The organism is Paraburkholderia sabiae (genome assembly GCF_030412785.1).
GTDB lineage: Bacteria > Pseudomonadota > Gammaproteobacteria > Burkholderiales > Burkholderiaceae > Paraburkholderia > Paraburkholderia sabiae.
Window position 1 is genome coordinate 231134 of sequence record NZ_CP125295.1, and the last position, 26981, is coordinate 258114.

The window sequence follows — 26981 nt, forward strand, 5'->3', positions numbered from 1 at the left end:
CACGGAACGCAGGGCTTTTTTCTTTCCAAAGCTCCATGCGTCTCACATTAACGACGGCTCCTTGATAAAGTCCCAGGAATCTGTCCGATTCATTCCTATTCCGAGCGACCGCCATGGATACCCTCGTCAGCATGAAAGTGTTTCGCCATGTCGTCGAAGTCGGCAGCTTCGTCGGCGCAGCGGAGAAGATGGACATGTCGGCGGCGATGGCGAGCAAGCATGTGATGCATCTCGAGCAGCAACTCGGCGCGCGTCTGCTGAATCGCACGACGCGCCGTGTCGCGCCGACGGAAGCGGGCCGCGAATACTACGAGCGTTTGAGCCAGGTGCTGAGCGAACTCGACGAAGCGGAGCAGGCGGTCGGCGCCGCGAGCGTCGTGCCGCAAGGGCGGTTGCGCGTGTCGTCGCTTTCGGCGTTCGGTCTGCGTCATGTGATGAGCGCCGTCGCCGATTACGCCACGCAGCATCCGCAAGTCACCGTCGATATCACGCTGTCCGATCGCGTCGTCGAACTGATCGACGAGGGCTTCGATGTCGCGATCCGCGCGTCGCCGACGGGGCTCAAGTCGTCGTCGCTTATTGCGCGGCAGGTTGCGACTGCGCATCTCGTCTTATGCGCATCGCCTGAATATATCGAGCGGCATGGCGCGCCCAAAACCGTGGCCGATCTCCCGCGCCACAACTTCATCCAGTACGCGGGCGTGTCGGCGCTCGAACTCGTGGCGGGCGCCAATTCCGAGAGCGCGCGCGTCAAGCTGTCGGGCAATCTCGTGGTCAATCATCTGGAAGCGCAGCGCGTCGTCGTGCTGCAGGGCGCGGCGCTCGCGCTGCTCGGCACGGAAGTGATCGGCGACGATCTCGCCGAAGGCCGCCTCGTGCCGCTGCTCGTCGACGAACTGCCGCCGCGCGAGCTGCCGATTCACGTCGTCTACGCGAGCCGTCGCCATCTGTCGGCGAAGGTGCGCTCGTTCGTCGATTTCATCGCCGAGCGTTTTTCCAGCGAAACGCTCTGGCCGACGCTCGATCAGATCAAGGCGCTCGCGCAGCGCTGAACGGTGCATGCAAAAGCGCGCGCCGGATGAACGGCGCACGGACGATCGGGTCGTATCGTTATACTGCTTGCAGCACCCGTGAAGCACGAGACGAACGAACCTGACGATTCGATCCGGGGGAGACATGACCGATCTTTCCACGCCGCAGCGCATCGGCGACGACGCGCCCGCTTCTAATCTCGCTTCCCAATCTTCCGCGCCGCGCGCGCCGGGCGAGCAGTCGTCGCGGCGTTTGCGCTTCGTCACGGCGGCCGCGCTGTTCGACGGCCACGACGCGTCGATCAACATCATGCGGCGCATCTTGCAGGCGAGCGGCGTCGAGGTGATTCATCTCGGGCACAACCGCTCGGTCGAAGAAGTCGCGACGGCCGCGTTGCAGGAAGACGCGGACGGCATCGCGGTGTCGAGTTATCAGGGCGGGCACATCGAATACTTCCGCTATCTGGTCGATCTGTTGCGCGAGCGCGGCGGCGAGCGGATCAAGGTGTTCGGCGGCGGCGGCGGCGTGATCGTGCCGGAAGAGATCGCGGCGTTGCAGCAGTACGGCGTCGAGCGCATCTATTCGCCGCACGACGGCCAGCGGCTCGGGCTGCAAGGCATGATCGACGACATGATCGCGCGATGCCGCGACGCGGCGCGACCGGACACACAGCCATCGCAACGGATTCACGAACTGAACGACGCGCTGAGCCGTGACACGGATAGCGCCGCGCGTCTCGTCGCGTTTCGTAAGCTCGCGCAGTTGATCACATCGCTTGAAACGGGCGACCTCGATCCTGCTAATCGCGCAGAACTCGCCGCGCAAGCGAAGGACATGAACGTGCCCGTGCTCGGCATCACGGGGACGGGCGGCGCGGGCAAGTCGTCGCTGACGGACGAACTGATCCGGCGCTTCCGCCTCGACTACGGTGACACGCTGTCGATCGCCGTGATAGCCATCGATCCGTCGCGCCGCAAGTCGGGCGGCGCGCTGCTCGGCGACCGCATCCGCATGAACGCGATCGGTGACTGGGGCAACGGCGCACGCGTGTTCATGCGTTCGCTGGCGACGCGCGATGCATCGAGCGAAATCTCCGACGCGCTGCCCGATACGATCGATGTCTGCAAGCTGGCGGGTTTCGATCTGATCGTGGTGGAGACATCGGGCATCGGTCAGGGCGATGCGGCCATCGTGCCGCACGCCGACAAGTCGCTGTACGTGATGACGCCCGAGTTCGGCGCCGCGAGCCAGCTTGAGAAGATCGACATGCTCGACTTCGCGGATTTCGTCGCGATCAACAAGTTCGACCGCAAGGGCGCCGCCGACGCGTTGCGCGACGTCGCGAAACAGGTTCAGCGTAACCAGCAGAAGTTCTCGTCGAAGATAGATGACATGCCTGTATTCGGCACGATCGCTTCGCGATTCAACGATGATGGCGTGACCGCTGTGTACCAACATATCGCGGTGGCGCTGCATGATCACGGTCTGCGTGAGAGCGACAACCGCTTGCCGAAGCTGGAAGGCTTGCGTCACTCGACGGGCCGCAACGCGATCGTGCCGCCCGCGCGCGTGCGCTATCTGTCGGATGTCGCGCTGACGGTGCGCGCCTATCGCGAACGCGTCGAAGGGCAGTCGCAACTCGCGCGCGAGCGCTGGCAACTCGATGAAGCGCGTCGCATGCTGAACGAAGCGAACGGCAGCGTTCCCGACACGGCCGCATTCGAAGCGCAAATCGAAGCGCGCACGTCGCAATTGGGCGAGCGCGAAAAGTCGCTGCTCGAAGCGTGGCCGAAAACGGTCGCGGCCTATTCCGGCGACGAACACGTCGTGAAAATCCGCGACAGGGAAATTCGCACGGAACTCACCGTCGAAACGCTGTCCGGTTCGAAGATCCGCAAGGTCGCGCTGCCGGCATACAAAGATCCGGGCGAAATCCTGCGCTGGCTGATGCTCGACAATCTGCCCGGCTATTTTCCGTTCACGGCGGGCGTGTTTCCGTTCCGCCGCGAGAACGAAGATCCGACGCGGATGTTCGCGGGCGAGGGCGATCCGTTTCGCACCAACCGGCGTTTCAAGCTGCTGTCGGAAGGCATGCCCGCCAAGCGTCTGTCGACGGCGTTCGATTCCGTCACGCTCTATGGCGAGGAGCCGCACGAGCGGCCCGACATCTACGGCAAGGTCGGTAATTCGGGCGTGTCCGTGGCGACGCTCGACGACATGAAGGCGCTCTACGACGGCTTCGACCTGTGCTCGCCGGAGACGTCGGTCTCGATGACGATCAACGGTCCCGCGCCGACCATCCTCGCGATGTTCTTCAACGTCGCGATCGATCAGCAGATCGCGCTCGCGCAAGTGAAAGCGCAACAGGCGGGACGCGAGCCTTCGCACGAAGAACTCGACACCGCGCGCCGTTTCGCGCTCGAAAACGTGCGCGGCACCGTGCAGGCCGACATCCTGAAGGAAGATCAAGGTCAGAACACCTGCATCTTCTCGACGGAATTCAGCCTGAAAGTGATGGGCGACATTCAGGCGTACTTCGTCGAGCACGCCGTGCGCAATTTCTATTCGGTGTCGATCTCGGGCTATCACATCGCCGAGGCCGGCGCGAACCCGATCTCGCAACTTGCATACACGCTCGCGAACGGCTTCACGTATGTCGAGGCGTATCTCGCGCGCGGTATGAACATCGACGATTTCGCGCCGAACCTGTCGTTCTTCTTCTCGAACGGGATGGACCCGGAATACACGGTGCTCGGGCGTGTCGCGCGGCGCATCTGGGCCGTCGCGATGCGCGAGCGTTACGGCGCGAACGAGCGCAGCCAGAAGCTGAAGTATCACGTGCAGACGTCGGGGCGCAGCCTGCACGCGCAGGAGATCGATTTCAACGATATCCGCACGACGCTTCAGGCGCTGATCGCGATCTACGATAACTGCAATTCGCTGCACACGAACGCGTTCGACGAAGCGATCACGACGCCGACGGAAGATTCGGTGCGCCGCGCGGTCGCGATCCAGCTGATCATCAATCGCGAATGGGGACTCGCGAAGAACCAGAATCCGAACCAGGGCAGCTTCGTGATCGACGAACTGACCGATCTCGTCGAAGCCGCCGTGCTCGCCGAGTTCGACCGGCTGACCGAGCGCGGCGGCGTGCTCGGCGCGATGGAAACGGGCTATCAGCGCGGACGGATTCAGGATGAGTCGATGCTGTACGAGCATCGCAAGCATGACGGCTCGTATCCGATCGTCGGCGTGAATACGTTTCTCGGCGCGCATGCGCACGACGCGCCGTTGCCGATTGCTCTGGCGCGTTCGACGGAAGACGAAAAGCAGAGCCAGCTCAAGCGACTGCGCGCCTTCCAGTCACGCACCGAAAGCGACACGGCGACGATGCTCGAACGCCTGAAACGGGCCGTTATCGACGATCAAAACGTGTTCGCCGTGTTGATGGATGCCGTGCGCGTCTGTTCGCTCGGGCAGATCACGCATGCGCTGTTCGAAGTGGGCGGGCAGTATCGGCGGAACATGTGAGTTGCTGACGTAAAAGAAAAGGCCGCGTTGAATCAACGCGGCCTTTTTCATGCATTCACGAACGAGATGCCGATGTGTCAGCGCCCGATCCCAAGCCGCGCCTTCGCCGTTTCATATTCGTCCTTCAGCCGCGCGACCAGTTCACCGACGCTCGGCACGTCATGCATCAACCCCACGCCCTGGCCCGCGCCCCAGATGTCTTTCCACGCCTTCGCCTTGTCGCTGCCGAAGTTCATCTTCGTCTTATCCGACTCGGGCAGCGCGTCGGGATCGAGGCCCGCGTTCACGATGCTTTCGCGGATGTAATTGCCGTGCACGCCCGTGAAGAGGTTCGTGTAGATGATATCGGCCGAATTCGAGCTGATGATCGCCTGCTTGTAGCCTTCGACGGCGTGCGCTTCCTTCGTCGCGATGAAGCGCGTGCCCATGTACGCGAGGTCCGCGCCCATCGCCTGCGCGGCGAGAATCGAGCCGCCGTTCGCGATCGAGCCGGACAGCACGATCGGACCGTCGAACATGCGCCGCACTTCGCCGACCAGCGCGAACGGCGACGTCGTGCCCGCGTGTCCGCCTGCGCCCGCCGCGACGAGAATCAGGCCGTCGACGCCCGCATCCAGCGCCTTCTGCGCGTGGCGCAGATTGATCACGTCGTGCAGCACAATGCCGCCATAGCTGTGCACGGCATCGACGATTTCTTTGGCGGGCGCGCGCAGGCTCGTGATGAAAATCGGCACCTTGTGCTCGACGCAGACGCGAATGTCGTGCTCGAGCCGCGCATTCGACTGATGCACGATCTGGTTAACGGCAATCGGCCCGATCACGGCGTTCGGATTCGCCGCCTTGTGCTCGGCCAGCGATGCCTGAATCTGCGTCAGCCATTCGTCGAGCAGTTCCGCGGGACGCGCATTGAGCGCCGGAAACGATCCGACGATCCCCGCCTTGCACTGCGCGAGCACGAGTTCCGGGTAACTGACGATGAACATCGGCGAAGCGACGACGGGTAGCGCAAGCTGCTGCAGGACGGCGGGCAATGCCATGGTGCGAGTCTCCTGATCGACGTGCCGGTGCATAAGAATGCCCGGCGATATGAGTGTAGCGGCTGACATCTGCGGTTGAGTCTTTCAGACAGCCGTCGGAATTTGATTCGAATTTAAGAACGATCGTTCGATTATAGGCGAGTCTTCGCCACGTTGCTCACACGATGGCGTTCGAAGGAGAGTTCAGGTTCTACGAAAGCGTGGGTTATCCCACTCGCAGCGACACACGTGCCTTCTACAATGCCCACACTTACAACGAGAACGAGATCCGACATGCCCTTCGCAGACTTCACTCCGTTTCGGGTCACGGCCGGCGACGTCGATATTTTCGGAGTCAAGGGCGGAGCAGGGCCGCCTTTGCTGCTGCTGCACGGACACCCGCAGAATCATCTGATCTGGCATCGCTGCGCGTCGCAACTCGCCGAGCATTTCACGGTGATCGCGACCGATCTGCGCGGCTATGGCGCGTCGGCGAAACCGGCGAGCGATGCGACGCACTCGCCGTACTCGAAACGCGCGATGGCCGCCGATCAGGTCGCCGTGATGCGCCACTTCGGCTACGAGCGCTTTCTCGTTTGCGCCCATGATCGCGGCGCGCGCGTCGCGCATCGGATGGCGCTCGACTTTCCCGATGCCGTCGAACGCCTGATGCTGCTCGATATCGCGCCGACGCTCGCGATGTACGAAGCGACCGACCGCGAATTCGCGACGTTGTATTTCCACTGGTTCCTCCTGATCCAGCCCGAGCCGCTGCCGGAGACGCTGATCGAAGGCAATCCCGATGTGTACGTCGACCGCGTGATGGGCAGCCGTCACGCCGGGCTCGCGCCGTTTGCGCCGGAGGTGCTCGCTGAATACCGCAAGGCCTTGCGGCAGCCGGGCGCCGTGCACGCGATGTGCGAGGACTACCGCGCGTCGGCGACGATCGACCTCGAGCACGATCGCGCGGATATCGAGCGCGGGCTGAAGATCGCGTGTCCGCTGCGTGTTCTCTGGGGCGCGGAAGGCGTGATCGAGAAATGCTTCGAGCCGATCGATGAATGGCGCAAGGTCGCGCGCGATGTCAGCGGACGCTCGCTGCCGTGCGGCCACTACATCCCCGAAGAAGCGCCCGCCGAACTCGTCGCGGAAATGCTGTCGTTCTTCGAAGCCGTCGAGCTTTGATTCACCTCCAGGCTGCCGCCCGCTTTTTCAGACGAGCGGCGGCAAGCGCCGCGGCACCGGCGTCGATTTGACGATCGCCGTACTCGTTTCCGCACGCTCGGTCACTTTCGACAGAATCTCGTCGAGCTGATCGATCGAGCGCAGATAGAGGCGGCAGATGAAACAGTCGTCGCCCGTCACCTTGTCGCACTCGACGAACTCGGGAATGCGCCGAATCACTTCTTCCACCAGATGCAACTGCCCGGGCAGCGGCTTCACGCGCACGATTGCCTGCAGCGTGTAGCCGAGCGCGCGCGGATCGATCTGCACCGTGAAGCGCTCGATCACGCCTTGTGCGTCGAGACGCCGCAAGCGGTCCGCCGTGGCAGGCGCGGAGAGGCCGACGTTGCGCGCCAGTTCGCTGATCGGCTGACGCGCGTCGTCGGCGAGACTCGCGAGCAGCATGCGATCGGTGTCGTCGAGCGTCGTGGATGCAGGCGGTTGCTTCGACGCGGGCGAAAGGTGTTTAGCCATGTCGGCCTTCACATTTAAGGTGAATTGAGTGTGACGCCTTATTTTAGATATGTATCACGCCCATCGGGTTCATTACACTGACCGGAAGATGTGATTCTTCTGGAGAGTGTCAGATGGCGGCAGGCAACGAAGTGCGTGAAGTACGGCGCGGCGCGTTCGAGATGACGCTCGCCATGCTCATGTCGGGAACGATCGGCTGGCTGGTCGTATCGTCGCAGCAATCGGCGTTGAACGTCGCCTTCTTCCGCTGCCTGTTCGGCGGCGCGACCTTGTTGCTGATCTGCGCGGCGCGCGGGCTGCTCAAACGCAAGCTGTTCTCGTGGAAGATGATCGCGCTGGCGACGCTCGGCAGCGCGGCTATCGTCGCGAACTGGGTGCTTCTGTTTGCGTCGTACTCGCGCGCGTCGATTTCGATGGCGACCACCGTCTACAGTACACAGCCGTTCATGCTCGTCGCGCTGGGCGCGCTGGTGTTCCGCGAGCGCGTGACGGCGTCGACGGTCGTGTGGCTGCTGATCGCATTCGTCGGCCTCGTGTTCGTCGTGAAAGTGGAGCCTGCCGTGCTCGCCGTGCCGGGGCAATATCTGCAAGGCGTCGCGTACGCGGTCGGCGCGGCGTTCCTGTACGCCGTGTCGTCGATCATCACAAAGCACTTGAAGAACACGCCGCCGCACCTTATCGCGCTGATCACCGTCACGACGGGCGTCGTCGTGCTCGCGCCGTTCGTGCAGTACGACGCGTTGCCTTCGACGGGTACGCACTGGCTGCAACTCGTCACGCTCGGCGTCGTGAACACGGGGATCATGTATGTGCTGCTGTACGGCGCGATCCAGAAGCTGCCGACGGCGATGACGGGCGCGTTGTCGTTCATCTACCCGGTTGTGGCAATCGCGGTCGACCGGATCGCGTTCGGACAGAAGCTGGCGTGGATTCAGGTGCTCGGCGCCGTGCTGATTCTGCTCGCGGCGGCGGGCGTGAATCTAGGCTGGCGCATCGTACCGGCGCGGCGCTACTCGATCTGACGACGCGATATAACGGTAGTTCATACCGATAGTACGGATTCCGAATAAGGCGTGAGGTCGGACGTTAAGAATCTGTAGGGAAATCACCGATGCGTTCGAAAGGTGCGCGCAGGTATCATTTCTTCGACGCTGATCACGTCAATATAATTGCGCCGCTCGAACTGAAAGCCGAGCGGCTTTCTTTTTGTACGTCCGTTCGCGAGGCCGCTGTTTTGATTTTCAGCGGCTTTGCCTCAAGAATCATTCGGCGCGCGCACTGATTTGCTCGCCGTCGAATTGCAACGGACCATTCTCCGCAGCCAATCCTTCGACCAGTTCGCGCAGCAGCGCAGGCCACGCGCTGCGCGGCTTCAGCATCGACGCGGCGGCGCGCATCACACTCGCTTCATCGACCATGCGCAGTAACGCTTCGAAAGACATTGCGCGCGCGTCGAGCAGCTTGAACACGATCAACACCTTCAGCGCGTTCTTCGCGTTGCGCGAAGGATCGGCGCGCAGCCATGCCACGCGCGACAGCGCGCGATCGAGCGCTGCGTGCACATCGGAAAACGGCGCACCGTGGCCGGGAATCACCGTTTTCACATCGAGCGTGCCGATCAGTTCGAGCACAGCCTGTTGTTCGGCAAAACCGCTTTCGCCTTCGAGTTCCGGAAAAATCACGCCGAAGCCGTTTTCCCACAACGCGTCGGCGCTGATCAGCAATTGCCGTTCGGCGCAGTAGAGCATCAGCGAATGCGGATCATGACCCGGCGCGCCGAGCACGTCCCAGGTAAGCGCGCCGAGCGTCAGACGCGTGCCCGGCTCGATCGTGCCGGAAAATGCGAAACGTTCGCAGAATTGGCCGGTCGCGTGAAAGGTCAGACGCGTTTCGTCCCATTCGCGAACGGCATCGGCTTCCGTCGATGGAATCAGCGTCTTGCACGGCCACGCCGCCTGCAACTGCGCGTTGCCGCCGCAGTGATCCGAATGCAGGTGCGTGTTGACGATCAGATCGAGCGGTCGCGCGCCGAGCGCATGCTTCACTAGCGCGACCGTCTGCGCCGCGTGCGACGCGTAGCCCGTATCGACGAGCGCCGCGCAGGCTTCATCGACCAGCAGCACATTGTTCGACGACAGCCAGCCGCGCTCGAACACGCGTATCGACGCGGGCAGCGCGATCATGCCGCACCTTCCTGCGCAGCGGCCTTCGGCATTACGAGTATGGTCGACTTACCGATCACCACCGTTTCGGCGCGCTGGTTGACGACGCTCCCTTCGAGTTGCGTCAGGTCGCCATTGAGGCTCGCCTTCCAGAATGCGCCGACGACGCGCCATGTCATCGTCAGCGTGTCACCGCTATGCACGGCTTTCTTGAGCTTGATGTCGAACTCGAGCCCGAGCGGTTGCGCGTAGGTCGAAAAGTGCGTGGCGAGCAGCGCCATGAAATGCGCGGTCGGCTGCGTGCCGGAAGCGATCAATCCGCCGAAGCGACTTTGCGCCGCGTAAGCTTCGTCGTGATGCAGCGGGTTCAGATCGTTGACGGTGGTCGCGAACGACTTGATCGATTCAACCGAAAGATTCAGCGTCGCGCTGAACGTCTCGCCAATCGTGACGACGCGCGGCGGCGTGTTCATGTCTTCGCCTCGCGCTTGTCTGCCTGCTTCGACATGATGTCGGCGTGACGCTTTTCGATTTCATCCCATACCGCGCGCTTCGTTTCGTCGCCGAACGACGACCATTTCGCGATTTCGTCGATCGTGCGCAGGCAGCCTTCGCACAGGCCGGTCGCCTTGTTCATCCGGCACACGTTGATGCAGGGAGAGGGAACGGACGCGATGCTTTGCGCCCGCTCTTGCGTGCGAGCGGTGTCGTCCGTCATGCCGTTTCGCGTAATGCCACGTCGACGACGGGCGCGCCCGTCAGCCCGGCCAGTTCCTGCGGCGTCAGGTTGAACACCGCATGCGGATGACCGGCGGCTGCCCACAGGCTGTCGAGCGTGAAGAGATCGGCGTCGATCAGCGTGACGGGCGGCGTCGCGTGACCGATCGGACATACGCCGCCGATCGCATAGCCCGTCTTCTCGCGCACGAACTTCGCGTCGGCGCGCGCAATCTCGCCGACTTGCGCCGCGACCTTCTTTTCGTCGACGCGGTTCGCGCCGCTCGCGATGATCAGCACGGGCGCGTCGTCTTCGCGACGGCGAAACAGGATCGACTTGGCAATCTGCGCGATCGAACAGCCGAGGCCCGCGGCCGCTTCCGCCGACGTCTTGCCCGTTTCCGGCAGCATCACGACATGTCCGGCGTGGCCGCGCTCGCGCAGCAGCAGTGCGACGCGGCGCGCCGAATCGGGCAGCGCGTCGAGTTCGGGCGTATGAGAGGGTTGTTGCACGGTTGCGTTATCCGACATGGGTTGTGTTCCTGTGATGGGTCAAACGCAGTTGGTCTTTTCGCTGCGAGCTTTCGCGAGCAGCGCTTTGCCCGCGCGCGACACGTTCGGCCGTCCGATCGACGTCGAGATGAAATCGCCGATCTCGACGACTTGCGCGAGATCGATGCCCGTTTCGATACCGAGGCCGTTCATCAGATACAGCACGTCTTCCGTCGCGACGTTGCCCGTCGCGCCTTTCGCGTACGGACAGCCGCCGAGGCCCGCCACCGACGCGTGAAAAATCTCGATGCCTTCCTGCAGCGCCGCGTAGATGTTCGCGAGCGCCTGGCCGTAGGTATCGTGGAAATGTCCCGACAGGCGCTCGCGCGGGAATACCTGCGTGACGGCGGCAAACACCTCGCGCGTGCGCTTCGGCGTGCCGACGCCGATCGTGTCGGCGATGTCGATCTCGTCGCAGCCGAGTGCCGCAAAACGCTCGACCACATCGACTACCGACGCCACAGGCACTTCGCCCTGATACGGGCAGCCCAGCGCGCACGACACGCTGCCGCGAATGCGCAGGCCTTTTTCCTTCGCGGCTTGCGCGACGGGCGCGAAACGCTCGATGCTTTCCGCGATGCTGCAGTTGATGTTCTTCTGCGAAAACGCTTCGCTCGCCGCGCCGAAGATCACGATCTCGTCGGCGTTGGCGGCGACGGCACCTTCGAAGCCGCGCAGGTTCGGCGTCAACACCGAATAGATCGTGCCCGGACGGCGCGCGATGCCCGCCATCACGTCGGCGCCGTCAGCCATCTGCGGCACCCATTTCGGCGACACGAACGAAGCCGCTTCGACATTCCTGAACCCAGCCGCCGATAGACGATCGATCAGTTCGATCTTGACCGCTGTCGGCACGAATTCCTTTTCGTTCTGCAGTCCGTCACGCGGACCGACTTCGACGATCTTGACTGCTTGTGGCATGGCCATGTCTGTCTCCTGTTGACGGGCACTTGCGGCGTGATGCCGGATCCCGTCCGTGTCTATTGTGTGATGTCGCCGTCAGTATCCGCGCGCGACATCGACGATTCCGCCGATCGGCTCGCCGCGCATCAGCGCACCGATTTTCTGCGCGATCTGCGCGACGCTCTCTTCACGCAGCGTCAACGCCGAGATATGCGGCGTGATCGCGATGCGCGGGTGCTCCCAGAACGGATGCTCCGGAGGGAGCGGTTCTTCCACGAATACGTCGAGCGTAGCCGCTGCGATCTGGCCTTGTTCCAACGCGTCGAGCAAATCCTGTTCGACGAGATGCGCGCCGCGCGCGATGTTCACGAGGTACGCGCCGCGAGCGAGCTTCGACAGATTGCGTGCGTTCAGCACGCCATTCGTGTCGGGCGTATGTGGCAGCAGATTGACGAGCACCTTGAGGCCATCGAGGAACGCGTCGAGCTGATCTTCACCCGCGAACGTATCGACGCCTTCGATCTCTCGCGCGCTGCGGCTGAAGCCGCGCACGGGGAAACCGAGCGATGCGAGCGACGTCGCCACGTGCGAACCGAGCACGCCAAGGCCGAGCACGCCAACCGTGAACGTTTCGCGCGCGTGCGGTTCGAGCACATGCCAGCGGCGCTCCGCCTTCAACTGGTCGTATTCGTCGAAGCGGCGCATGTAGCGCAGCACGGCGTGCGTCACATACTCGGACATCTGTTGCGCCATGCCCGTATCTTCGAGCCGCACGAGTTGCGCATTGCGCGGCAGCGTGCCGGGATGATCGCGCTCGAGCTTGAGGATCGCATCGACGCCCGCGCCCAGATTGAAGATGGCGCGCAGATCGCTGCGGCCCGCGAGCATGCCGCGCGGCGGCTTCCAGACGATGGCGACATCGGCAGGGGCGTCGTCGCCCGGCTGCCATACGCGTAGATCGGCGTTGGGCAGCGCACGCGACAGGTCGCGCAGCCAGACGTCGGCATCGGATTGCGGTGTGTAGAACAGGACTTTCATGCGTGGCCGTTGAGCGTTGCCGTCAAGCCTTGCGACGATTCAGCAAGGGCTGCTTTTATGGACAGACTTCATTCTACTTTTTTCGCCGCCGTTCGCGCGCGTTGCGGGCGGTGACAGACGGCATAGGCGAAACGCACAGGCACTCGACGCAACACGGCGATATGCAAAGCAGGAAAAATTGGTTCAGGCGGCGCGCTGCCCACGCGACAATGATTTCCAGGATTCCCTCAGCGAGGAAAGAATCATGTTTTCGTGCACCCGATCGATCTGGCCGCCGCGGCTCGTGACTGTGCCGGGCTTGCACGGCAGCGAAGGCGCACATTGGCAAACGTGGCTGGAACGCCAGTTTTCGCGTTCGTTGCGCGTCGAGCAGAGCGACTGGGACGCGCCGGACCTCGCGCAATGGGCGCAGGCCGTGCGCGACCTGCTGGCGCGTGAGCGCGGCCCGTTCGTGCTCGCCGCGCATAGCTTTGGCTGCCTGGCGACGGCGCATGCATTGCAGCAAGGCGTGCCAGCCGCCGATATTGCCGGGGTGCTATTCGTCGCGCCCGCCAGCCCGAAGAAGTTCGAGTTTGCAGGTGCGTTCGATGCCCGCCGCCTTGGCGTGCCGTCCATTCTGATCGGCAGCGAGACCGACCCGTGGATGCCGCTTGCCGGCGCGCGCGAACTGGCCACGCGTCTGGGCAGCGCATTCGTCAATCTTGGCGACGCCGGTCATATCAACACGGCAGCGGGATTTGGCCCGTGGCCCCGCGCGAAATACTTTGTGGATACGCTCGCGCATTGCGCTGCGCCGCTGCGTTTTCATGACGACGCCGAAGAGCTTGCCACGCAGGTTTTCAGCTAGCGCGATAGCGAAGCGATGCCTCGGCATCAGATCCAGTGAAAGCCCTTCGCGAGAAGACCCACGATCGCGAAATTCGCTGCCCACAGAAGACGGAATTCGATGCGCATGGATGCTTCAAGCGCACTGAAGCGCGCTTCCATCTTCGCTTCAAACTCACGAAACCGCTCGTCGACATAGATTCTCAGCTCGCGGACCTCCCGTTTGAGATCTTCGAGATCCTGAAGAATGTGTTCGATCGTCGTTTCAGCCCGGGTCATGCGTGCCTCCATGTTGACACTGCCGTGAATGAGTCGAAGCGTATGAAAGCGACGCTTCGCGAGAGGTTTTTCTAACGTTTCCATTGGCACCATCCTAAGGAAATTCATTCTTAAGCGGGGTTTTGTTTGATCAGAAACCTGGCAAACGAATGACATATTGATCACGTTGTCACACGGCGTTCCGCGATTCATGAGCTACGTGATGAACTGATCGTACGTGCGGCTGGCATGTGGGGAAACCTGGCCGGAAGGTATAGGGAGTCCTCCCGGTGTTTCCCGGAATCGCGACAGGCGATCCGCTAGAATCGCTGATCAAGCCGCATCCACGCGGCCACGTGCTTCATCATTGACAAGCGGGGAAAAGATGGCAGGCAGAGGGGATCAACCGCGCTGGCTCGCAGCCGGCTTCACGGCGTTGACGCTGGCGCTCGGCGCTGCGCAGAACGCGTATGCCGATGCATCGTTGTTGAACGTGTCCTATGACGTGACGCGCGAGCTTTACAAGGACATCAACACAGCGTTCGTCGCGGCATACAAGCAGAAAAGTGGCGAGACGGTGACGATGAAGCAGTCGCATGGCGCATCGAGTGCGCAGGCGTTGTCGGTGCTACAAGGCTTGCAGGCCGACGTCGTGACGATGAACCAGCCGAACGATATCGACCTGCTCGCCGAGCGCGGCCATCTCGTTCCCGACAACTGGCGCGCACGTTTGCCGAACAACAGCGCACCGTACACGACGACGATGGTGTTCCTCGTGCGCAAGGGCAATCCGAAGCACATCAAGGACTGGGACGATCTTGCGAAGCCCGGCGTGCAGGTTGTGATTCCGAATCCGAAGACGGCGGGCAACGGCCGCTACACGTATCTCGCTGCGTGGGGCTACAAGAAGCAGAACGGTGCAACGGATGCGCAGGCGCTCGATTTCGAGAAGTCGATCTTCCGTAACGTGCCTGTGCTCGACACGGGCGGCCGTGGTGCAACGACGACGTTCACGCAACGCGGTATCGGCGATGTGCTGGTGACGTTTGAGAACGAAGTGTCGCTGATCGACACGGGCGTGGGCGCGGGTAGCTTCGAGGCAGTGTATCCGTCGATGAGCATTCTCGCGGAGCCGCCCGTGACGATCGTCGACAAGGTTGTCGACAAGCGCGGCACGAGGAAGGAAGCTCAGGCGTATCTCGATTATCTTTATACCGCGCCTGCGCAGGAGATCATTGCGCAGCATCATTTGCGTCCGCGTGATCCGGCTGTGCTTGCGAAGCACGCTAGCGAGTTTAAGCCGCTTAAGACTTTTACTGTCGAGCAGGTTTTTGGTAGCTGGCAGAAGGCGCAGCAGACTCATTTTGCCGATGGCGGGACGTTTGATCAGATTATCGTTGACAGGAAGTGATCAGGTGCAAAGGCACTGAGTCTTTTGCTGGCATCCGCGGTTTCGTATCGGTTTGCTAGTGTTGCCCCTGTGCGGGGCGGCAGTTACTTTCTTTGCCGCCGCAAAGAAAGTAACCAAAGAAAGCGGCTTCACACCTCCGGTGCCTGCCCGGATATCGCTACGGCATGCCGCAGTCGAGCTGTCGCGCAGCGACGCCAACACTCCGTAGAAAGCCCGCAGTCAGGCGCGCGCGGCGCGAAAAATGACATCCACTTGGGGCACATTCGGTCGACTTGTTTTTGTGTGTTTGTCGTCGGCCCAATTGCGGCGTTATGTGCTCCAGACTGTGTGGGACTTTCGCGCCGTGCGCGGTTGACTACGGGCTTTCTACGGAGTGCGGACGTGGCAGCGCAATAGCTCAAAGACCGTGTGCCGTGGCGTTTTCCAGGCAGGCACCGGAGTTTCAAAAGCGGCTTTCTTTTGCCTACTTTTCTTTGCCGCTGCAAAGAAAAGTAGGTGCCGCCCCGCACAGGGGCAACGCAAGAAGCACCAATACGAAACCGCGGATGCCAGCGCAGCAAAAGGCTTAGTGCCCATCGCACCCATGCGAACAGCGATCACCCTCAACAGGCACCATCTGCTGCGCGGCTTCAGCGCGAATCCCAAGCCGCTCGAGCAACTTCCGATCAGCCTCAGCCTGAGGATTACTAGTAGTCAACAACTGATCCCCATAAAAAATCGAATTCGCACCAGCGAGAAAGCACATAGCCTGAAGGGCCTCATCCATCTGCTCGCGACCAGCGGAAAGCCGCACCATAGCCCGCGGCATCGTAATCCGAGCAACAGCAATCGTCCGCACGAACTCAAACGGATCGAGCGATTCCGTGCCGGTGAGCGGCGTCCCCTCAACCTGCACGAGATTATTGATAGGCACCGACTCAGGATACGGCTCCATATTAGCGAGCTGCGCAACAAGACCCGCGCGCTCACGTCGCGACTCACCCATCCCGACGATCCCACCGCAACACACGTTGATCCCAGCATCGCGCACATGCTCGAGCGTATCGAGACGATCCTGATAAGTCCGCGTCGAAATGATCTGCCCATAAAACTCGGGCGACGTATCGAGATTGTGATTGTAGTAATCGAGCCCGGCTTCGCGCAGTCCTTGCGCCTGATGCGCTTCGAGCATCCCGAGCGTCACGCAGGTTTCGAGCCCCATCGACTTCACGCCGCGAATCATGTCCTTGATCGGTTCGAGGTGACGATCTTTCGGGTTACGCCACGCGGCGCCCATACAGAACCGCGTCGCGCCGTTTTCCTTCGCGACACGCGCAGCGGCCAGCACCTCGTCGACTTCCATCAGCTTTTCGGCCTTCAGCCCGGTCTCGTGATGCACCGACTGCGGACAGTACGCGCAATCTTCTTCGCAGCCGCCCGTCTTGATCGAGAGCAGCGTCGACAGCTGCACGGTGTTCGCGTCGAAATGCTCGCGATGCACCTGTTGCGCGCGGAACAGCAGATCGTTGAACGGCAGTTCGTACAGCGCGACGACGTCGGCGACTTTCCAGCGCGCGGCGGCGTTGTCGGCGGCAGCTGCAGCAGCCGCCTGCGACGGCGTGACGGGCAAAGGTGCGGTCTGGATCTGGCTCATGGGGTGGTCCTTGATGATTTGATTTGTCGAAAGCCTTCAGCGCTGCGCGGCACGCAGCGTCTGCAACAGTCGGTTGGTGTCGAGATGCGTCGCGGCGACATCGGGCGACGCAGGGCTCAGATGCGGGACGATGCCGAGCAACGGCGCGTTGTACTGTCGATCGAGCCGTGCACGCAGCGCGTCGATGTTCTCGTCGGGAAACAGCATGGCGGGATCCACGCGATTCGCGACCCAGCCCACGATGGGCAGGCCGCGCGCGGCGATCGCTTCCGCCGTCAGCAGCGCGTGGCTGATGCAGCCCAGCCGCATGCCGACGACGAGCACCACGGGAAGATTCAATGCGAACGCGAGATCGGCGGTGTCGTGCGCGTCGGTGAGCGGCACGCGAAAGCCGCCGACGCCTTCCACGACGACTACATCGGCCATTTGCACCGCCTGCGCATGCGCCTCGACGATGCGCGTCATGTCGAGCGCGACGTTTTCATGCGCGGCGGCGATGTGCGGTGCGGCCGGTTCCTTCAACATGAACGGCGTGCGGATCTCGGGCGGCAACAGCACGTTGGCAGCGGCGTCGAGCTGATCGGCGTCTTCGTTGTGCAGCACGCCGTCGACGAGCGTCGCGCCCGCCGCGATCGGCTTCATCGCGGTCGCGCGCAAGCCTTCGCGCACAAAGCCGCGCAACAGCGCCGCCGACACCAGCGTCTTGCCGATTTCGGTATCGGTGCCCGTCACGAAGAGAGACAGTGCTTGGCTCATGTGCGTGCCTCCGCAGTCTTCGTCAACGCGTTTTCGAGCTGATCGAGATCGTTGTGCGAGTGTGCAGCCGACAGCGAAATGCGCAGCCGCGACGTGCCTTCGGGCACGGTCGGCGGACGGATCGCGGGCACCCACAGATTCGCGCGATCGAGCGATGCGGCGATTTCGAGCGTCGCCTCGTTCGCGCCGATGATGAGCGGCTGCACAGCCGTATGCGAATCGACGGGCAGCCACGGCGTGCGCTTGAGCATGTCGCGTGTGCGCGCGATCAGCGAGCGCAGATGCACGCGACGATGTTCGCCTTCATCACCGCCGATGATGCGCAGGCTCGCGGACACCGCATGGGCCGCCGACGGCACCGACGCCGTCGTGAAGATATACGGACGCGCGCGCTGCACGAGCCATTCGATCACCGTCTCATGCGCGACGACGAACGCGCCCGACACGCCCGCCGCCTTGCCGAGCGTGCCGATCGCGATCAGATGCGGCGAGCGCAGTGCGGCTTCCGCGACCGCGCCGCGTCCTTGCGGACCGAGCACGCCGAAGCCATGCGCATCGTCGACGACGAGCCACGCGCCGTGTTGCTCGGCGAGTTCGAGCAGACGCGCGAGCGGCGCGATGTCGCCGTCCATGCTGAAAACGGTGTCGGTGACGATCAGCTTCACGGCGGCGTCCGACGCTTCGAGCATCGCGCTCAATGCTTCGGCATCCGCGTGCGGATAGATCTGGATATCGGCACGCGAGAGCCGCGCACCGTCGATCAGCGACGCGTGATTCAGCGAGTCAGAAAACAGCGTCGTGCCGCGCCCCGCGAGCGCGGTGAGCGTCGCGAGATTCGCCATATAGCCAGTGCTGAAATACAGCGCGCGCGGATTGTCGACGAAGCCGCCCGCGAATTCGGCGAGGTCGTCTTCGAGCTGCGCGTGCGCGCGCGAATGGCCGCCCAGAAGATGCGAGCCGCCGCTCCCCGCGCCGTAGCGCCGCGCGCCTTCGGCGATGGCCGCGACGAGCAGCGGATGCGCGGCGAGGCCGAGATAATCGTTGCTCGCGAAGCCGATGATGTTGCGGCCGTCGACGGTCATATGCGCGGAGCACGGCGAATCGACGGTGCGTCGGCGACGGCGCAGGCCGCGCGCGTCGATGTCCTTCAAGCCCTGTTCGAGCGTTTCAAGCAACTGCATCAGCGCGTCTCCGTCAATGTCGCTTCGAACGTGGCGCGCGTGCGCTCGGCGAGCAACGCGATTTCTTCGTCGTCGAGAATGTACGGCGGCATCAGGTACACCGTGGTGCCGATCGGACGCAGCAGCAGTTCGCGCTGCAATGCGTTTTCGAAGAAGCGGCGCGAGAAGGTCTTCGCGGCATCGGCGTCGTCGATGACGGCGTCGAACGCGAAGATCGTGCCGCGCTGACGCAGATTGCGCACCTGCGCATGTTGCGCGAGCGGTTCGAGCGCAGCGCGCATCGCCGCCGATTTCTTTTCATTCGTGGCGAGCACGTTGTCGCTCGCGAACAGATCGAGCGTTGCGAGCGCGGCGCGGCACGCAAGCGGATTGCCCGTGTACGAATGCGAATGAAGGAAGCCGCGCGTGGTGTCGTCGTCGTAGAAGGCGGCGAAGATTTCGTCGCGCGACAACACGATCGACAGCGGCAGATAACCGCCGCTGATGCCCTTCGACAGACACAGAAAGTCCGGCCACACGCGGGCCTGTTCGCTCGCGAAGAAGGTGCCCGTGCGCCCGCAGCCAACGGCGATTTCGTCGGCGATCAGATGCACGCTGTAGCCGTCGCAGAGCTCGCGCAAGCCCGCGATATACGACGGGTCATGCATCGCCATGCCCGCTGCGCACTGCACGAGCGGCTCGACGATCAGCGCGGCGATGTTGCCGGCGCGCGCTTCGAACAGCGCGCGTACGTCGGCGAGCGCGCGTTGCGCGACATCGGCGGCCGTTTCGCCTTCGCGTGCGAAGCGCGCATCGGGCGACGCGACGACGTGCGCGTTGCGGATCAGGGGATCGTATGCGTCCTTGAAGAGCGCGACGTCGGTGACACCGAGCGCGCCGATCGTCTCGCCGTGATAGCTGTTCGCGACGCAGACGAACTCGCGCTTGTAGTCGTAGCCGCGATTGCGCCACGAGTGGAAGCTCATCTTCAGCGCGATCTCGACGGCCGACGCGCCATCGGACGCGAAGAACGCATGTCCGAGCGTGTTCTGCGTGAGCGCGCCGAGTCGTTCGGCGAGTTCGATCGCGGGCTCGTGCGTGCAGCCGGCGAGCATCGCGTGCTCGAGCGTGTCGAGCTGGTCTTTCAGCGCGGCGTTGATGCGCGGGTTCGCGTGGCCGAACAGGTTGACCCACCACGAACTGATCGCGTCGAGATAACGATGTCCGGCGCGATCGTAAAGCCACGCGCCGGCACCGCGCGAAACGGGCACGAGCGGATAGCGCTCGTGATGCTTCATCTGCGTACAGGGATGCCAAACAGCGCGCAGGCTGCGGGCGATCCAGTCTTCGGTTGCCTGTGTGTCCAAAACTACTCCGAACATGAACCGGGCAAGGCGCGCGCGGGCGCGTCGTGCTGATCGGTCATGTAAATGGGTGATGCAAATCCTGCTGGCGAATCGGGACGCATGACGTCCGCTGAATCCGGCGCCGCAGAGCGTCGTTCGCATCGCCGGCGATGGCGGTGCGGGCGCTTTCCGTGCGTCGGATGGACTGTCGCGTTCGCGTGCTTGAAGCTCGATAGCGCGCTTTTTCGCGGCAGCGGAAGTGAGATTAGCGCGATATCCGCTGCAATGCACTATCTGAAAACACCATGCTTTCAATGGCTTACGCGCGTTTTTCCGGGATTGGCGACAGCTCGCGACAGTTCGTTTTCAAACGCCGCAAATGACCGTAGATAACGACGGCAAAGTCATGGGCCCCCTGTGAAAAAATCTGGCGCGGCGAGGGCGTTTTGGGGGCGGTTCGATGTGATGCGAGCGGCGGCGGCCGCTCTCTGGCGGTGAGAGCAGTGTCAAGTTGGGCGGTCGTGCGCGGCGTTCCTGGCGCACCAGGTCGAATTGGCGCGTTACGTTGGAATCCTGAGAATCGAGGCCGATTCATCAGTTCAGGCGAGAAGGGATCGGAGATTTGGCCTGCGCGAGCGCGCGGCGGCGTGTGCGGGAAAAGCGGGGAGGTGAGGCAATCTCGCCCGATGCGCAGAACACGCAACGGGCGACAGGTCGATCAGCGGCTGGCCAGCGCGGGCTTGCCGCCGTCCTTCGACGGGGATTCGGCGTCGGCGTCAGCCGTTTGCGTCGAGGTGTCTTTCCACACGACGTTGTCGTTGACTGCGTACAGGTGGCACGGGTCCGAACTCTGCTTCTGGCAATTCGAGATCGCCACCGACATCGGATCGTCGCCGCCTTCGGCCCATGACCACGCGCCCGAATCCGACACGGCGAACGCGCGGCTCGGATACTGATGCAGGAAGTTGCGATAACCGGCGCGACCGGCTTCATCGACGAACGGCACGGAGTCGACGGCATCGATCTTCGCGAAGTGCGTGGCCTTCGGCTGCGTCGGTTCGGCGACGCGATACTGCACGCCCGTCGGCATGCCGACACGCGCGAGGAAGGCTTCGACGGACGGCCACCAGACCCGCACGCCGTCGCGATCGCCGACGAGGCGATGCGCGTCGTTCTTGTACGAGCCGAAATCGACCATCTTCGCGTTCACGCCCTTGCCCAGCGTGTTCTGCGTGTAGGCGGTGTACATCCGCGAAACGAGCGCCGACGGCCAGATCGAATCGTTGTCGCCGTACAGCCAGAGCGACGGCACGTGCGTGCTTTCGCCATACGTGCCGAACGCGTTCGTCAGATTGCCTTGCCAGTCGGTGCAGGCGTCCTGACGCAGGCCACCCGAGAAATTGATCAGTGCGCGCACGCCGGGCGCGGCGTTCGTGCCGTACGCGATGGTCGCGAGGCCGCCATGCGAGGTGCCGGCCACGACAATGTGCTGCGCGTCGACGTAGCTCTGCTTCGACATGTAGTTGACGGTCGTGGCGACGTCGGCGGCCTGGCTCAGACCGTTGCGCGTCACGTCGCAGCCGTCCTGCACGTACGAGCCGCCCGAATCGGCAAAACCCTGACGGTTCGGCGCGACGACGACATAACCGCGCCGCACGAATTCGCGCGCCAGCGACACGGGATCGCTGCGCGTCTGCATGCGCGGATCGCCGTGAATCTTGCCGTGGTTGAACACGACCATCGGGAACGGGCCGGGACCTTCCGGCTTGTAGACGGTCGTTTCGAGAGTGACATTGCCGTCGCCGTCGACGGGAATGCGGATGACCTGTTCGCTCAGCTTGACGACGGGCAGGTAGCCGTCTTCATCGAGGGCGAGCCGCTGCACCTGGGCGCGGCCGAGCGGGCCGGTTTCGGCATCCGCGAGCGGATCCGCGTGCGCGGTCGTGACAGCGCTGGCCACGAAGGCCGCCGACATCGCACAAACCGTCAGAACTTTGCTGAACACCATCCGCTACACCTGCTCTCAAAAACGCTGAACCTTCCCTAACGGGGATCCGGTGTGGACTGCCGTAGGTCTGATTTGGCTCCGTTTGCACGCCAAAACAAGGTCAAAAGATCACGCACGTCGCGATATTCGCGTACGCAGACAGATCAGGACCGCATTGGAGTGAACCGAAGCCGGTCGACGCGACCCCACGCGTCGAAGTGAGCGCCTCGCGATGCCCCGGATCGCGTGCCCGCTGAACGATCAGCGGGCGGTGCGTCTGGACATCCTGCGGGAGCGGTGGACCGCTACCTCGCTACGGAGCGCTGCAACATCTGTAGGACTCATACTGGCACGACAATTTATATTTGTGCAATTCAGTACAAACCCCTTGCGGCACTATTTGCAGGCTGGCAGGGGCGCTCGCAACGGCGCGGGGCGGCCCGCCGGGCAAAGGCGGAAAGAATCGGATATGAGGGACGTGGCGTCGATCCAACACATTGATTTTTCTACAGAAACGGCCCTTATTTGAGTTTTTTGGCAGGCATTTAAGACGTTGCTGCAGTGCAATCGGAAAGATAGAGTCAGCGATCGCTCACATCGCCGTCGACGTAACGCCAGCGCGCGTCGTCGCCTCTGATGAAGCGGCTGGATTCATGCAGCCGATGCGCCCGTCCGCCCACTTTGTACCGCGCGACGAACTCCACTTCGGCGTGCGTATCGTCGAGCGGCGTGAAGCGTTTGATCTGCAGACCTAGCCAGCGCGGCGCGTCGGGCGCATCCGTGTCGACGTCGAGATCGGCGGGGCAGGTTTGTGGCGCCCATGTCTCGCGCAAATAGTGGGATTCGCCGAGCACGTACGCGCTATAGCGCGAGCGCATCAGCTCGAACGCATTCGGCGCCGCCGCGCCGCCGTCGATATATCGCCCGCAGCAATCCGCGAAACGCGGCGGCTTGTCGGTGTCGCGCCGGTTCGGCGCGGCGCCGCCGCAAGGACAATCGACGGGACGTGGTTTCGCTGATGCAGTCATGAAAGTTCGAAGAAAGGTTTAACTCAGTCCGCGCGCGATCAGAATCTTCTGGATATCGCTGGTGCCTTCGTAGATCTGGCACACGCGGACGTCGCGATAAATACGTTCGACGGGGAAATCGCTCAGATAGCCGTAGCCGCCATGAATCTGCAGCGCGGCCGAACAGATCCGTTCCGCCGCTTCGGACGCGAACAGCTTGGCCATCGCCGCTTCCGTCAGACATGGTTGGCCCGCGTCTTTCAGCGCGGCCGCGTGCCAGATCAGCTGACGCGCCGCCTCGAGTTGCGTCGCCATGTCGGCGAGCCGGAACTGCACGGCCTGATGCGAAAAAAGCGGCTGCCCGAAGCTTTCGCGCTCTTTCGCGTACGCGAGCGCCGCTTCGAACGCCGCGCGCGCCATGCCGACGCTCTGCGCGGCAATCCCGATGCGCCCGCCTTCGAGCCCCGACAGCGCGATCCGGTAGCCTTCGCCTTCCGCGCCGATCAGGTTCGCAGCGGGCACGCGGCAGTTGTCGAACACGATCTGCGCGGTATCGGACGAATGCTGGCCGAGCTTCTCTTCGAGGCGCGCGACGACATAACCGGGCGCGTCCGTCGGCACGATGAACGCGCTGATGCCGCGCTTGCCCGCGCTTTTATCGGTGACGGCCATCACGATCGCGACATTGCCGTTCTTGCCGCTCGTGATGAACTGCTTGACGCCGTTGAGCACGTACGAGTCGCCGTCGCGGGTTGCCGTGGTGCGCAACGCCGACGCATCCGAGCCCGCCTGCGGTTCGGTCAGACAAAAAGCGCCGAGCATTTCGCCGCGTGCGAGCGGCGTGAGCCAGTCGCGCTTCTGCTGCTCGTTGCCGAACGTCAGCAGAATGCTGCACACCGGGCAGTTATTGACCGAGATCGCCGTCGATGTACCGCCGTCGCCTGCCGCGATTTCTTCGAGTATCACCGCGAGCGCCAGCGCGTCGAGGCCGGCGCCGCCGTATTCCTCGGGCACGAGCACGCCGTACGCGCCGAGTTCGGCAAGCTGGCGATGCACGTCGGCGGGAAACGTGCGCTCGCGGTCCCATTGCGCGGCGTTCGGCGTCACGGCTTCGCGCACGAAAGTGCGCACCGCGTCGCGGATCATCAGGTGGTCCTGATCGAGCAACATGCGGGTGTCTCCTGGATGTCTTTATCGTCTGATCACGTTGCTACCGGTTCTACCAGTCGATCGCCGTGCCGTCGTACTGGAAGAAACGTCCGTGAAAAAGGTGCGGCGTGCTCGCCGCTTCCGCCAGCACTTCGCGCATGCCGCGCACGCTGTGCGCCGGATCGACGGCAGCCGACGCGCCGCCCATGTCGGTGCGCACCCAGCCCGGATGCAGCGACACGCAGGTCGCGCGGCGCGTCTGCACCGACGTCACCTTCAGCACGTCGTTCAGCGCCGCCTTGCTCGCGCGATACAGCCAGCCCGTCGTGCCCGTCGTCTCGCTGATACTGCCCATGCGACTCGACAGCACGGCCAGCACGCCCTGCGCTTCTTCGACGAGCGGCAGCAGAACCGGAATCAGCTGCATCGGCCCGCGTACGTTGGTCGTCATCACGAAGTCGAAGTCTTCGGCGGTGATCGTGTCGACGCCTTCCGTCTGCGGACCGTACACGCCCGACACGATCACGGCGGCGTCGAGACGCTCGCCGTCGAGTTTCCAGCTGAGCGCGGCGATGTCCTCGGGCACGGTGATATCGAGCGAAAACGCTTCGGCGCCGAGCGCCACGAGTTCACCGAGCGATTCGGCATCACGCGCGGTGGCCAGCACGCGCCAGCCGTCGTGCCGGTACTGCTTCACGAATTCGCGTCCGATGCCACGCGACGCGCCTGCGATCAACACTGTTTTCATCGATAGTCCTTTCGTCCTTTCGCGAGCGCGCGCAACGTTGCGCGCGCCGTCAGTGAAAAGCTGCTTAAACCAGTTCGACGCCCATGGCCGTCGCCTCGCCGCCGCCGATGCACAGGCTCGCGACGCCGCGCTTCAGGCCGCGCTTCTTCAGCGCGCCGATCAGCGTGACGAGAATGCGCGCGCCCGATGCACCGATCGGGTGGCCGAGCGCGCACGCGCCGCCGTTCACGTTGACCTTGTCGTGCGGCAGGTTGTGTTCTTTCATCGCGGCCATCGTGACGACGGCGAATGCCTCGTTGATCTCGTACAGATCGACGTCTTGCGCTTTCCAGCCGTTCTTCTCGAACAGCTTGCGGATCGCGCCGACGGGCGCCGTCGTGAACTTCGCGGGTTCCTGAGCGAAAGTGGAATGGCCGACGACGCGCGCGAGCGGCGTCACGCCGAGCTTCTTCGCCGTCGATTCGCGCATCATCACGAGCGCCGCCGCGCCGTCGCTGATCGACGACGAGTTCGCGGCTGTCACCGTGCCCGTCTTGCTGAACGCGGGCTTGAGCGTCGGAATCTTGTCGAGATTCGCCTTGAACGGCTGCTCGTCGCGCTCGACGGTCACGCTGCCTTTCTTGCCTTCGATCGTCACAGGCGCGATTTCCCATGCGAACGAACCGTCTTCGTTCGCGCGTTTCGCGCGCACCAGCGATTCGACCGCGAATTTGTCCTGCGCTTCACGCGTGAAGTCGAACGAGCCTGCGCACTCTTCCGCGAACGTGCCCATCAGACGGCCTTTTTCGTACGCGTCTTCGAGGCCGTCGAGGAACATGTGATCCATCACCTGGCCGTGGCCCATGCGCATGCCGCCGCGTGCCTTCGGCAGCAGATACGGCGCGTTCGTCATGCTTTCCATGCCACCCGCGACGATCACGTCGACGGAACCGGCCGCGAGCATGTCGTGCGCGAACATCGCCGCGCGCATGCCGGAGCCGCACATCTTGTTGATGGTGGTGGAACCCGTCGACAGCGGCAGGCCCGCGCCGAGCGCCGCCTGGCGCGCGGGCGCCTGGCCCTGGCCTGCGGGCAGCACGCAGCCGATCACGGCTTCTTCGATCTGTTCAGGCTTCAGGCCCGCGCGCTCGACGGCCGCCTTGATCGCGATCGCACCGAGTTGCGGCGCCGTCAGCGATGCGAAGTCGCCCTGAAACGCGGCCATCGGCGTGCGCGCGACGGAAACGATGACGACGGGATCTTGTGTCTCACTCATGTTTCATCTCCTTGATAACACCGTGAACGACGGCGGCCACGTCGCCGAGCTTTGCGGCGTCGGCGGCGACCACGTCGTTGTCAGCCGAATGGGCGCGGCTCGCCGAAACAGCCGCAACGCAACTGGTGTAGGTCTCTTCGAGCTTCGTGGGATCCTTCACCGTCATGCCGAGATCGCGCACGCGTCCGTCATGCACGCCATAGACCCAGCCGTGAACGGTGAGGTCCTGACCGCGCGCCCACGCGTCGTTGAGGATCGTCGTGCGGCACACGTTGACGACCTGTTCGATCGTGTTCAGTTCGACGAGGCGGCGATGCCGCGCTTCGCCCATCGGCCATTCTTCGAGCAGCGATGCATGCTTCGAGCGCACGTCCTGCACGTGATGCAGCCAGTTGTCCGCGAGACCGACGCGCCGGCCGTGCAGCGCCGCGCCGACGCCCGAGCAGCCGTAGTGGCCGACCACCATGATGTGCTTGATCTTCAGCAGATCGACGGCGAACTGGACCACGGACAGACAGTTCAGGTCCGAATGCACGACGACGTTCGCGATATTGCGGTGAACGAACACTTCGCCAGGCGGCAGACCGATGATCTCGTTGGCGGGCACGCGCGAATCGGCGCAACCGATCCACAGGTATTCAGGCGCCTGCTGGTGCGCGAGACGCGAGAAGAATTCAGGATCGTCTTCGAGCTTGTGCGTGACCCACGCGTCGTTGTTCGCGAAGAGATGAGCGAGCGGATGTTCAGCGGCGTTCGTAGTCATGTTTCGTTCCGACGTAATCAGGTTGTTCGATGTT

Annotated in this window: 25 protein-coding genes; 6 read left to right on the top strand and 19 right to left on the bottom strand. The window is 63.2% G+C overall.

Going from position 1 to position 26981, the window contains the following annotated elements:
* The first annotated feature begins 113 nt into the window (after window positions 1-113).
* Window positions 114-1052 carry a LysR family transcriptional regulator gene (locus QEN71_RS01010; protein WP_201651429.1) on the top strand — a complete coding sequence of 313 codons (939 nt, stop codon included), beginning with the start codon at window positions 114-116 and terminating at the stop codon, window positions 1050-1052.
* Between the two features lie 124 nt (window positions 1053-1176).
* A complete protein-coding gene (icmF, locus tag QEN71_RS01015) occupies window positions 1177-4563 on the top strand; it encodes a fused isobutyryl-CoA mutase/GTPase IcmF (protein WP_201651428.1) in 3387 nt (1128 codons plus the stop codon).
* Window positions 4564-4640: 77 nt separating this feature from the next.
* Here icmF and QEN71_RS01020 read toward each other — a convergent pair whose 3' ends face one another.
* Entirely contained in the window at window positions 4641-5600 is a 960-nt protein-coding gene (locus QEN71_RS01020) for an NAD(P)H-dependent flavin oxidoreductase (protein WP_201651427.1), read from the bottom strand.
* Window positions 5601-5873: 273 nt separating this feature from the next.
* Here QEN71_RS01020 and QEN71_RS01025 point away from each other — a divergent pair, with 273 nt between their 5' ends.
* Complete coding sequence (locus QEN71_RS01025; protein WP_201651426.1) at window positions 5874-6764, top strand: alpha/beta fold hydrolase; 891 nt, start codon at window positions 5874-5876, stop codon at window positions 6762-6764.
* Between the two features lie 27 nt (window positions 6765-6791).
* Here the strand turns inward: QEN71_RS01025 and QEN71_RS01030 are convergent, their stop codons facing one another.
* On the bottom strand, window positions 6792-7277 hold the full coding sequence (locus tag QEN71_RS01030) for an Lrp/AsnC family transcriptional regulator (RefSeq protein ID WP_201651425.1): 486 nt from the start codon (window positions 7275-7277) through the stop codon (window positions 6792-6794).
* A gap of 113 nt (window positions 7278-7390) precedes the next feature.
* On the opposite strand from QEN71_RS01030, the gene QEN71_RS01035 reads away from it, so the two are divergent.
* A complete protein-coding gene (locus QEN71_RS01035) occupies window positions 7391-8299 on the top strand; it encodes a DMT family transporter (RefSeq protein ID WP_201651424.1) in 909 nt (302 codons plus the stop codon).
* A 240-nt stretch (window positions 8300-8539) separates the two neighbouring features.
* Here the strand turns inward: QEN71_RS01035 and QEN71_RS01040 are convergent, their stop codons facing one another.
* The 6 genes from QEN71_RS01040 to QEN71_RS01065 all read right to left on the bottom strand — a co-directional run bounded on the left by QEN71_RS01040 (window position 8540) and on the right by QEN71_RS01065 (window position 12649).
* Window positions 8540-9460 carry an MBL fold metallo-hydrolase gene (locus QEN71_RS01040; protein ID WP_201651423.1) on the bottom strand — a complete coding sequence of 307 codons (921 nt, stop codon included), beginning with the start codon at window positions 9458-9460 and terminating at the stop codon, window positions 8540-8542.
* Window positions 9457-9912: a MaoC family dehydratase gene (locus QEN71_RS01045; protein WP_201651422.1), complete on the bottom strand. Its 456-nt coding sequence runs from the start codon at window positions 9910-9912 to the stop codon at window positions 9457-9459. The genes QEN71_RS01040 and QEN71_RS01045 overlap by 4 nt, the downstream gene beginning before the upstream one ends.
* Window positions 9909-10157 (bottom strand): DUF1289 domain-containing protein, encoded by a 249-nt coding sequence (locus QEN71_RS01050; protein ID WP_201651421.1) that lies wholly within the window; start codon window positions 10155-10157, stop codon window positions 9909-9911. The genes QEN71_RS01045 and QEN71_RS01050 overlap by 4 nt, the downstream gene beginning before the upstream one ends.
* Window positions 10154-10687, bottom strand: a complete 534-nt coding sequence (locus QEN71_RS01055; protein WP_201651420.1) for a YbaK/EbsC family protein — start codon at window positions 10685-10687, stop codon at window positions 10154-10156. Before QEN71_RS01055 ends, QEN71_RS01050 begins: the two co-directional genes overlap by 4 nt.
* Before the next feature lie 21 nt (window positions 10688-10708).
* Window positions 10709-11635, bottom strand: a complete 927-nt coding sequence (locus tag QEN71_RS01060; RefSeq protein WP_201651419.1) for a hydroxymethylglutaryl-CoA lyase — start codon at window positions 11633-11635, stop codon at window positions 10709-10711.
* A 72-nt stretch (window positions 11636-11707) separates the two neighbouring features.
* Window positions 11708-12649 (bottom strand): 2-hydroxyacid dehydrogenase, encoded by a 942-nt coding sequence (locus QEN71_RS01065; protein WP_201651418.1) that lies wholly within the window; start codon window positions 12647-12649, stop codon window positions 11708-11710.
* A 244-nt stretch (window positions 12650-12893) separates the two neighbouring features.
* Between QEN71_RS01065 and QEN71_RS01070 the strand changes: the two genes are divergently transcribed.
* Window positions 12894-13496 carry an RBBP9/YdeN family alpha/beta hydrolase gene (locus tag QEN71_RS01070; protein ID WP_201651417.1) on the top strand — a complete coding sequence of 201 codons (603 nt, stop codon included), beginning with the start codon at window positions 12894-12896 and terminating at the stop codon, window positions 13494-13496.
* A gap of 26 nt (window positions 13497-13522) precedes the next feature.
* Here QEN71_RS01070 and QEN71_RS01075 read toward each other — a convergent pair whose 3' ends face one another.
* Entirely contained in the window at window positions 13523-13753 is a 231-nt protein-coding gene (locus tag QEN71_RS01075) for a hypothetical protein (protein WP_223964128.1), read from the bottom strand.
* A 364-nt stretch (window positions 13754-14117) separates the two neighbouring features.
* Here QEN71_RS01075 and QEN71_RS01080 point away from each other — a divergent pair, with 364 nt between their 5' ends.
* The gene (locus QEN71_RS01080; RefSeq protein ID WP_201651416.1) at window positions 14118-15143 is read left to right on the top strand and encodes a sulfate ABC transporter substrate-binding protein; all 1026 of its coding nucleotides are present in this window, start codon (window positions 14118-14120) and stop codon (window positions 15141-15143) included.
* Window positions 15144-15708: 565 nt separating this feature from the next.
* Here QEN71_RS01080 and bioB read toward each other — a convergent pair.
* The 10 genes from bioB to can form a co-directional block, all read right to left on the bottom strand.
* Window positions 15709-16776, bottom strand: a complete 1068-nt coding sequence (gene bioB, locus QEN71_RS01085; RefSeq protein WP_201651415.1) for a biotin synthase BioB — start codon at window positions 16774-16776, stop codon at window positions 15709-15711.
* Window positions 16777-16812: 36 nt separating this feature from the next.
* On the bottom strand, window positions 16813-17532 hold the full coding sequence (bioD, locus tag QEN71_RS01090) for a dethiobiotin synthase (protein ID WP_201651414.1): 720 nt from the start codon (window positions 17530-17532) through the stop codon (window positions 16813-16815).
* A complete protein-coding gene (gene bioF, locus QEN71_RS01095) occupies window positions 17529-18713 on the bottom strand; it encodes an 8-amino-7-oxononanoate synthase (protein WP_201651413.1) in 1185 nt (394 codons plus the stop codon). Before bioF ends, bioD begins: the two co-directional genes overlap by 4 nt.
* Entirely contained in the window at window positions 18713-20059 is a 1347-nt protein-coding gene (bioA, locus tag QEN71_RS01100; protein WP_377791170.1) for an adenosylmethionine--8-amino-7-oxononanoate transaminase, read from the bottom strand. Before bioA ends, bioF begins: the two co-directional genes overlap by 1 nt.
* Window positions 20060-20756: 697 nt before the next feature.
* Entirely contained in the window at window positions 20757-22046 is a 1290-nt protein-coding gene (locus tag QEN71_RS01105; protein ID WP_201651411.1) for a dienelactone hydrolase family protein, read from the bottom strand.
* Window positions 22047-22606: 560 nt separating this feature from the next.
* Window positions 22607-23053 carry a YchJ family protein gene (locus QEN71_RS01110; protein WP_201651410.1) on the bottom strand — a complete coding sequence of 149 codons (447 nt, stop codon included), beginning with the start codon at window positions 23051-23053 and terminating at the stop codon, window positions 22607-22609.
* Between the two features lie 18 nt (window positions 23054-23071).
* Window positions 23072-24202 carry an acyl-CoA dehydrogenase family protein gene (locus QEN71_RS01115; protein ID WP_201651409.1) on the bottom strand — a complete coding sequence of 377 codons (1131 nt, stop codon included), beginning with the start codon at window positions 24200-24202 and terminating at the stop codon, window positions 23072-23074.
* Between the two features lie 49 nt (window positions 24203-24251).
* Window positions 24252-24929, bottom strand: coding sequence for an SDR family oxidoreductase (locus tag QEN71_RS01120; RefSeq protein ID WP_201651408.1), 678 nt, complete (start codon window positions 24927-24929; stop codon window positions 24252-24254).
* Window positions 24930-24993: 64 nt separating this feature from the next.
* Window positions 24994-26184 carry an acetyl-CoA C-acetyltransferase gene (locus QEN71_RS01125; protein WP_201651407.1) on the bottom strand — a complete coding sequence of 397 codons (1191 nt, stop codon included), beginning with the start codon at window positions 26182-26184 and terminating at the stop codon, window positions 24994-24996.
* The gene (can, locus tag QEN71_RS01130) at window positions 26177-26947 is read right to left on the bottom strand and encodes a carbonate dehydratase (protein ID WP_201651406.1); all 771 of its coding nucleotides are present in this window, start codon (window positions 26945-26947) and stop codon (window positions 26177-26179) included. Before can ends, QEN71_RS01125 begins: the two co-directional genes overlap by 8 nt.
* Window positions 26948-26981: the final 34 nt, after the last annotated feature.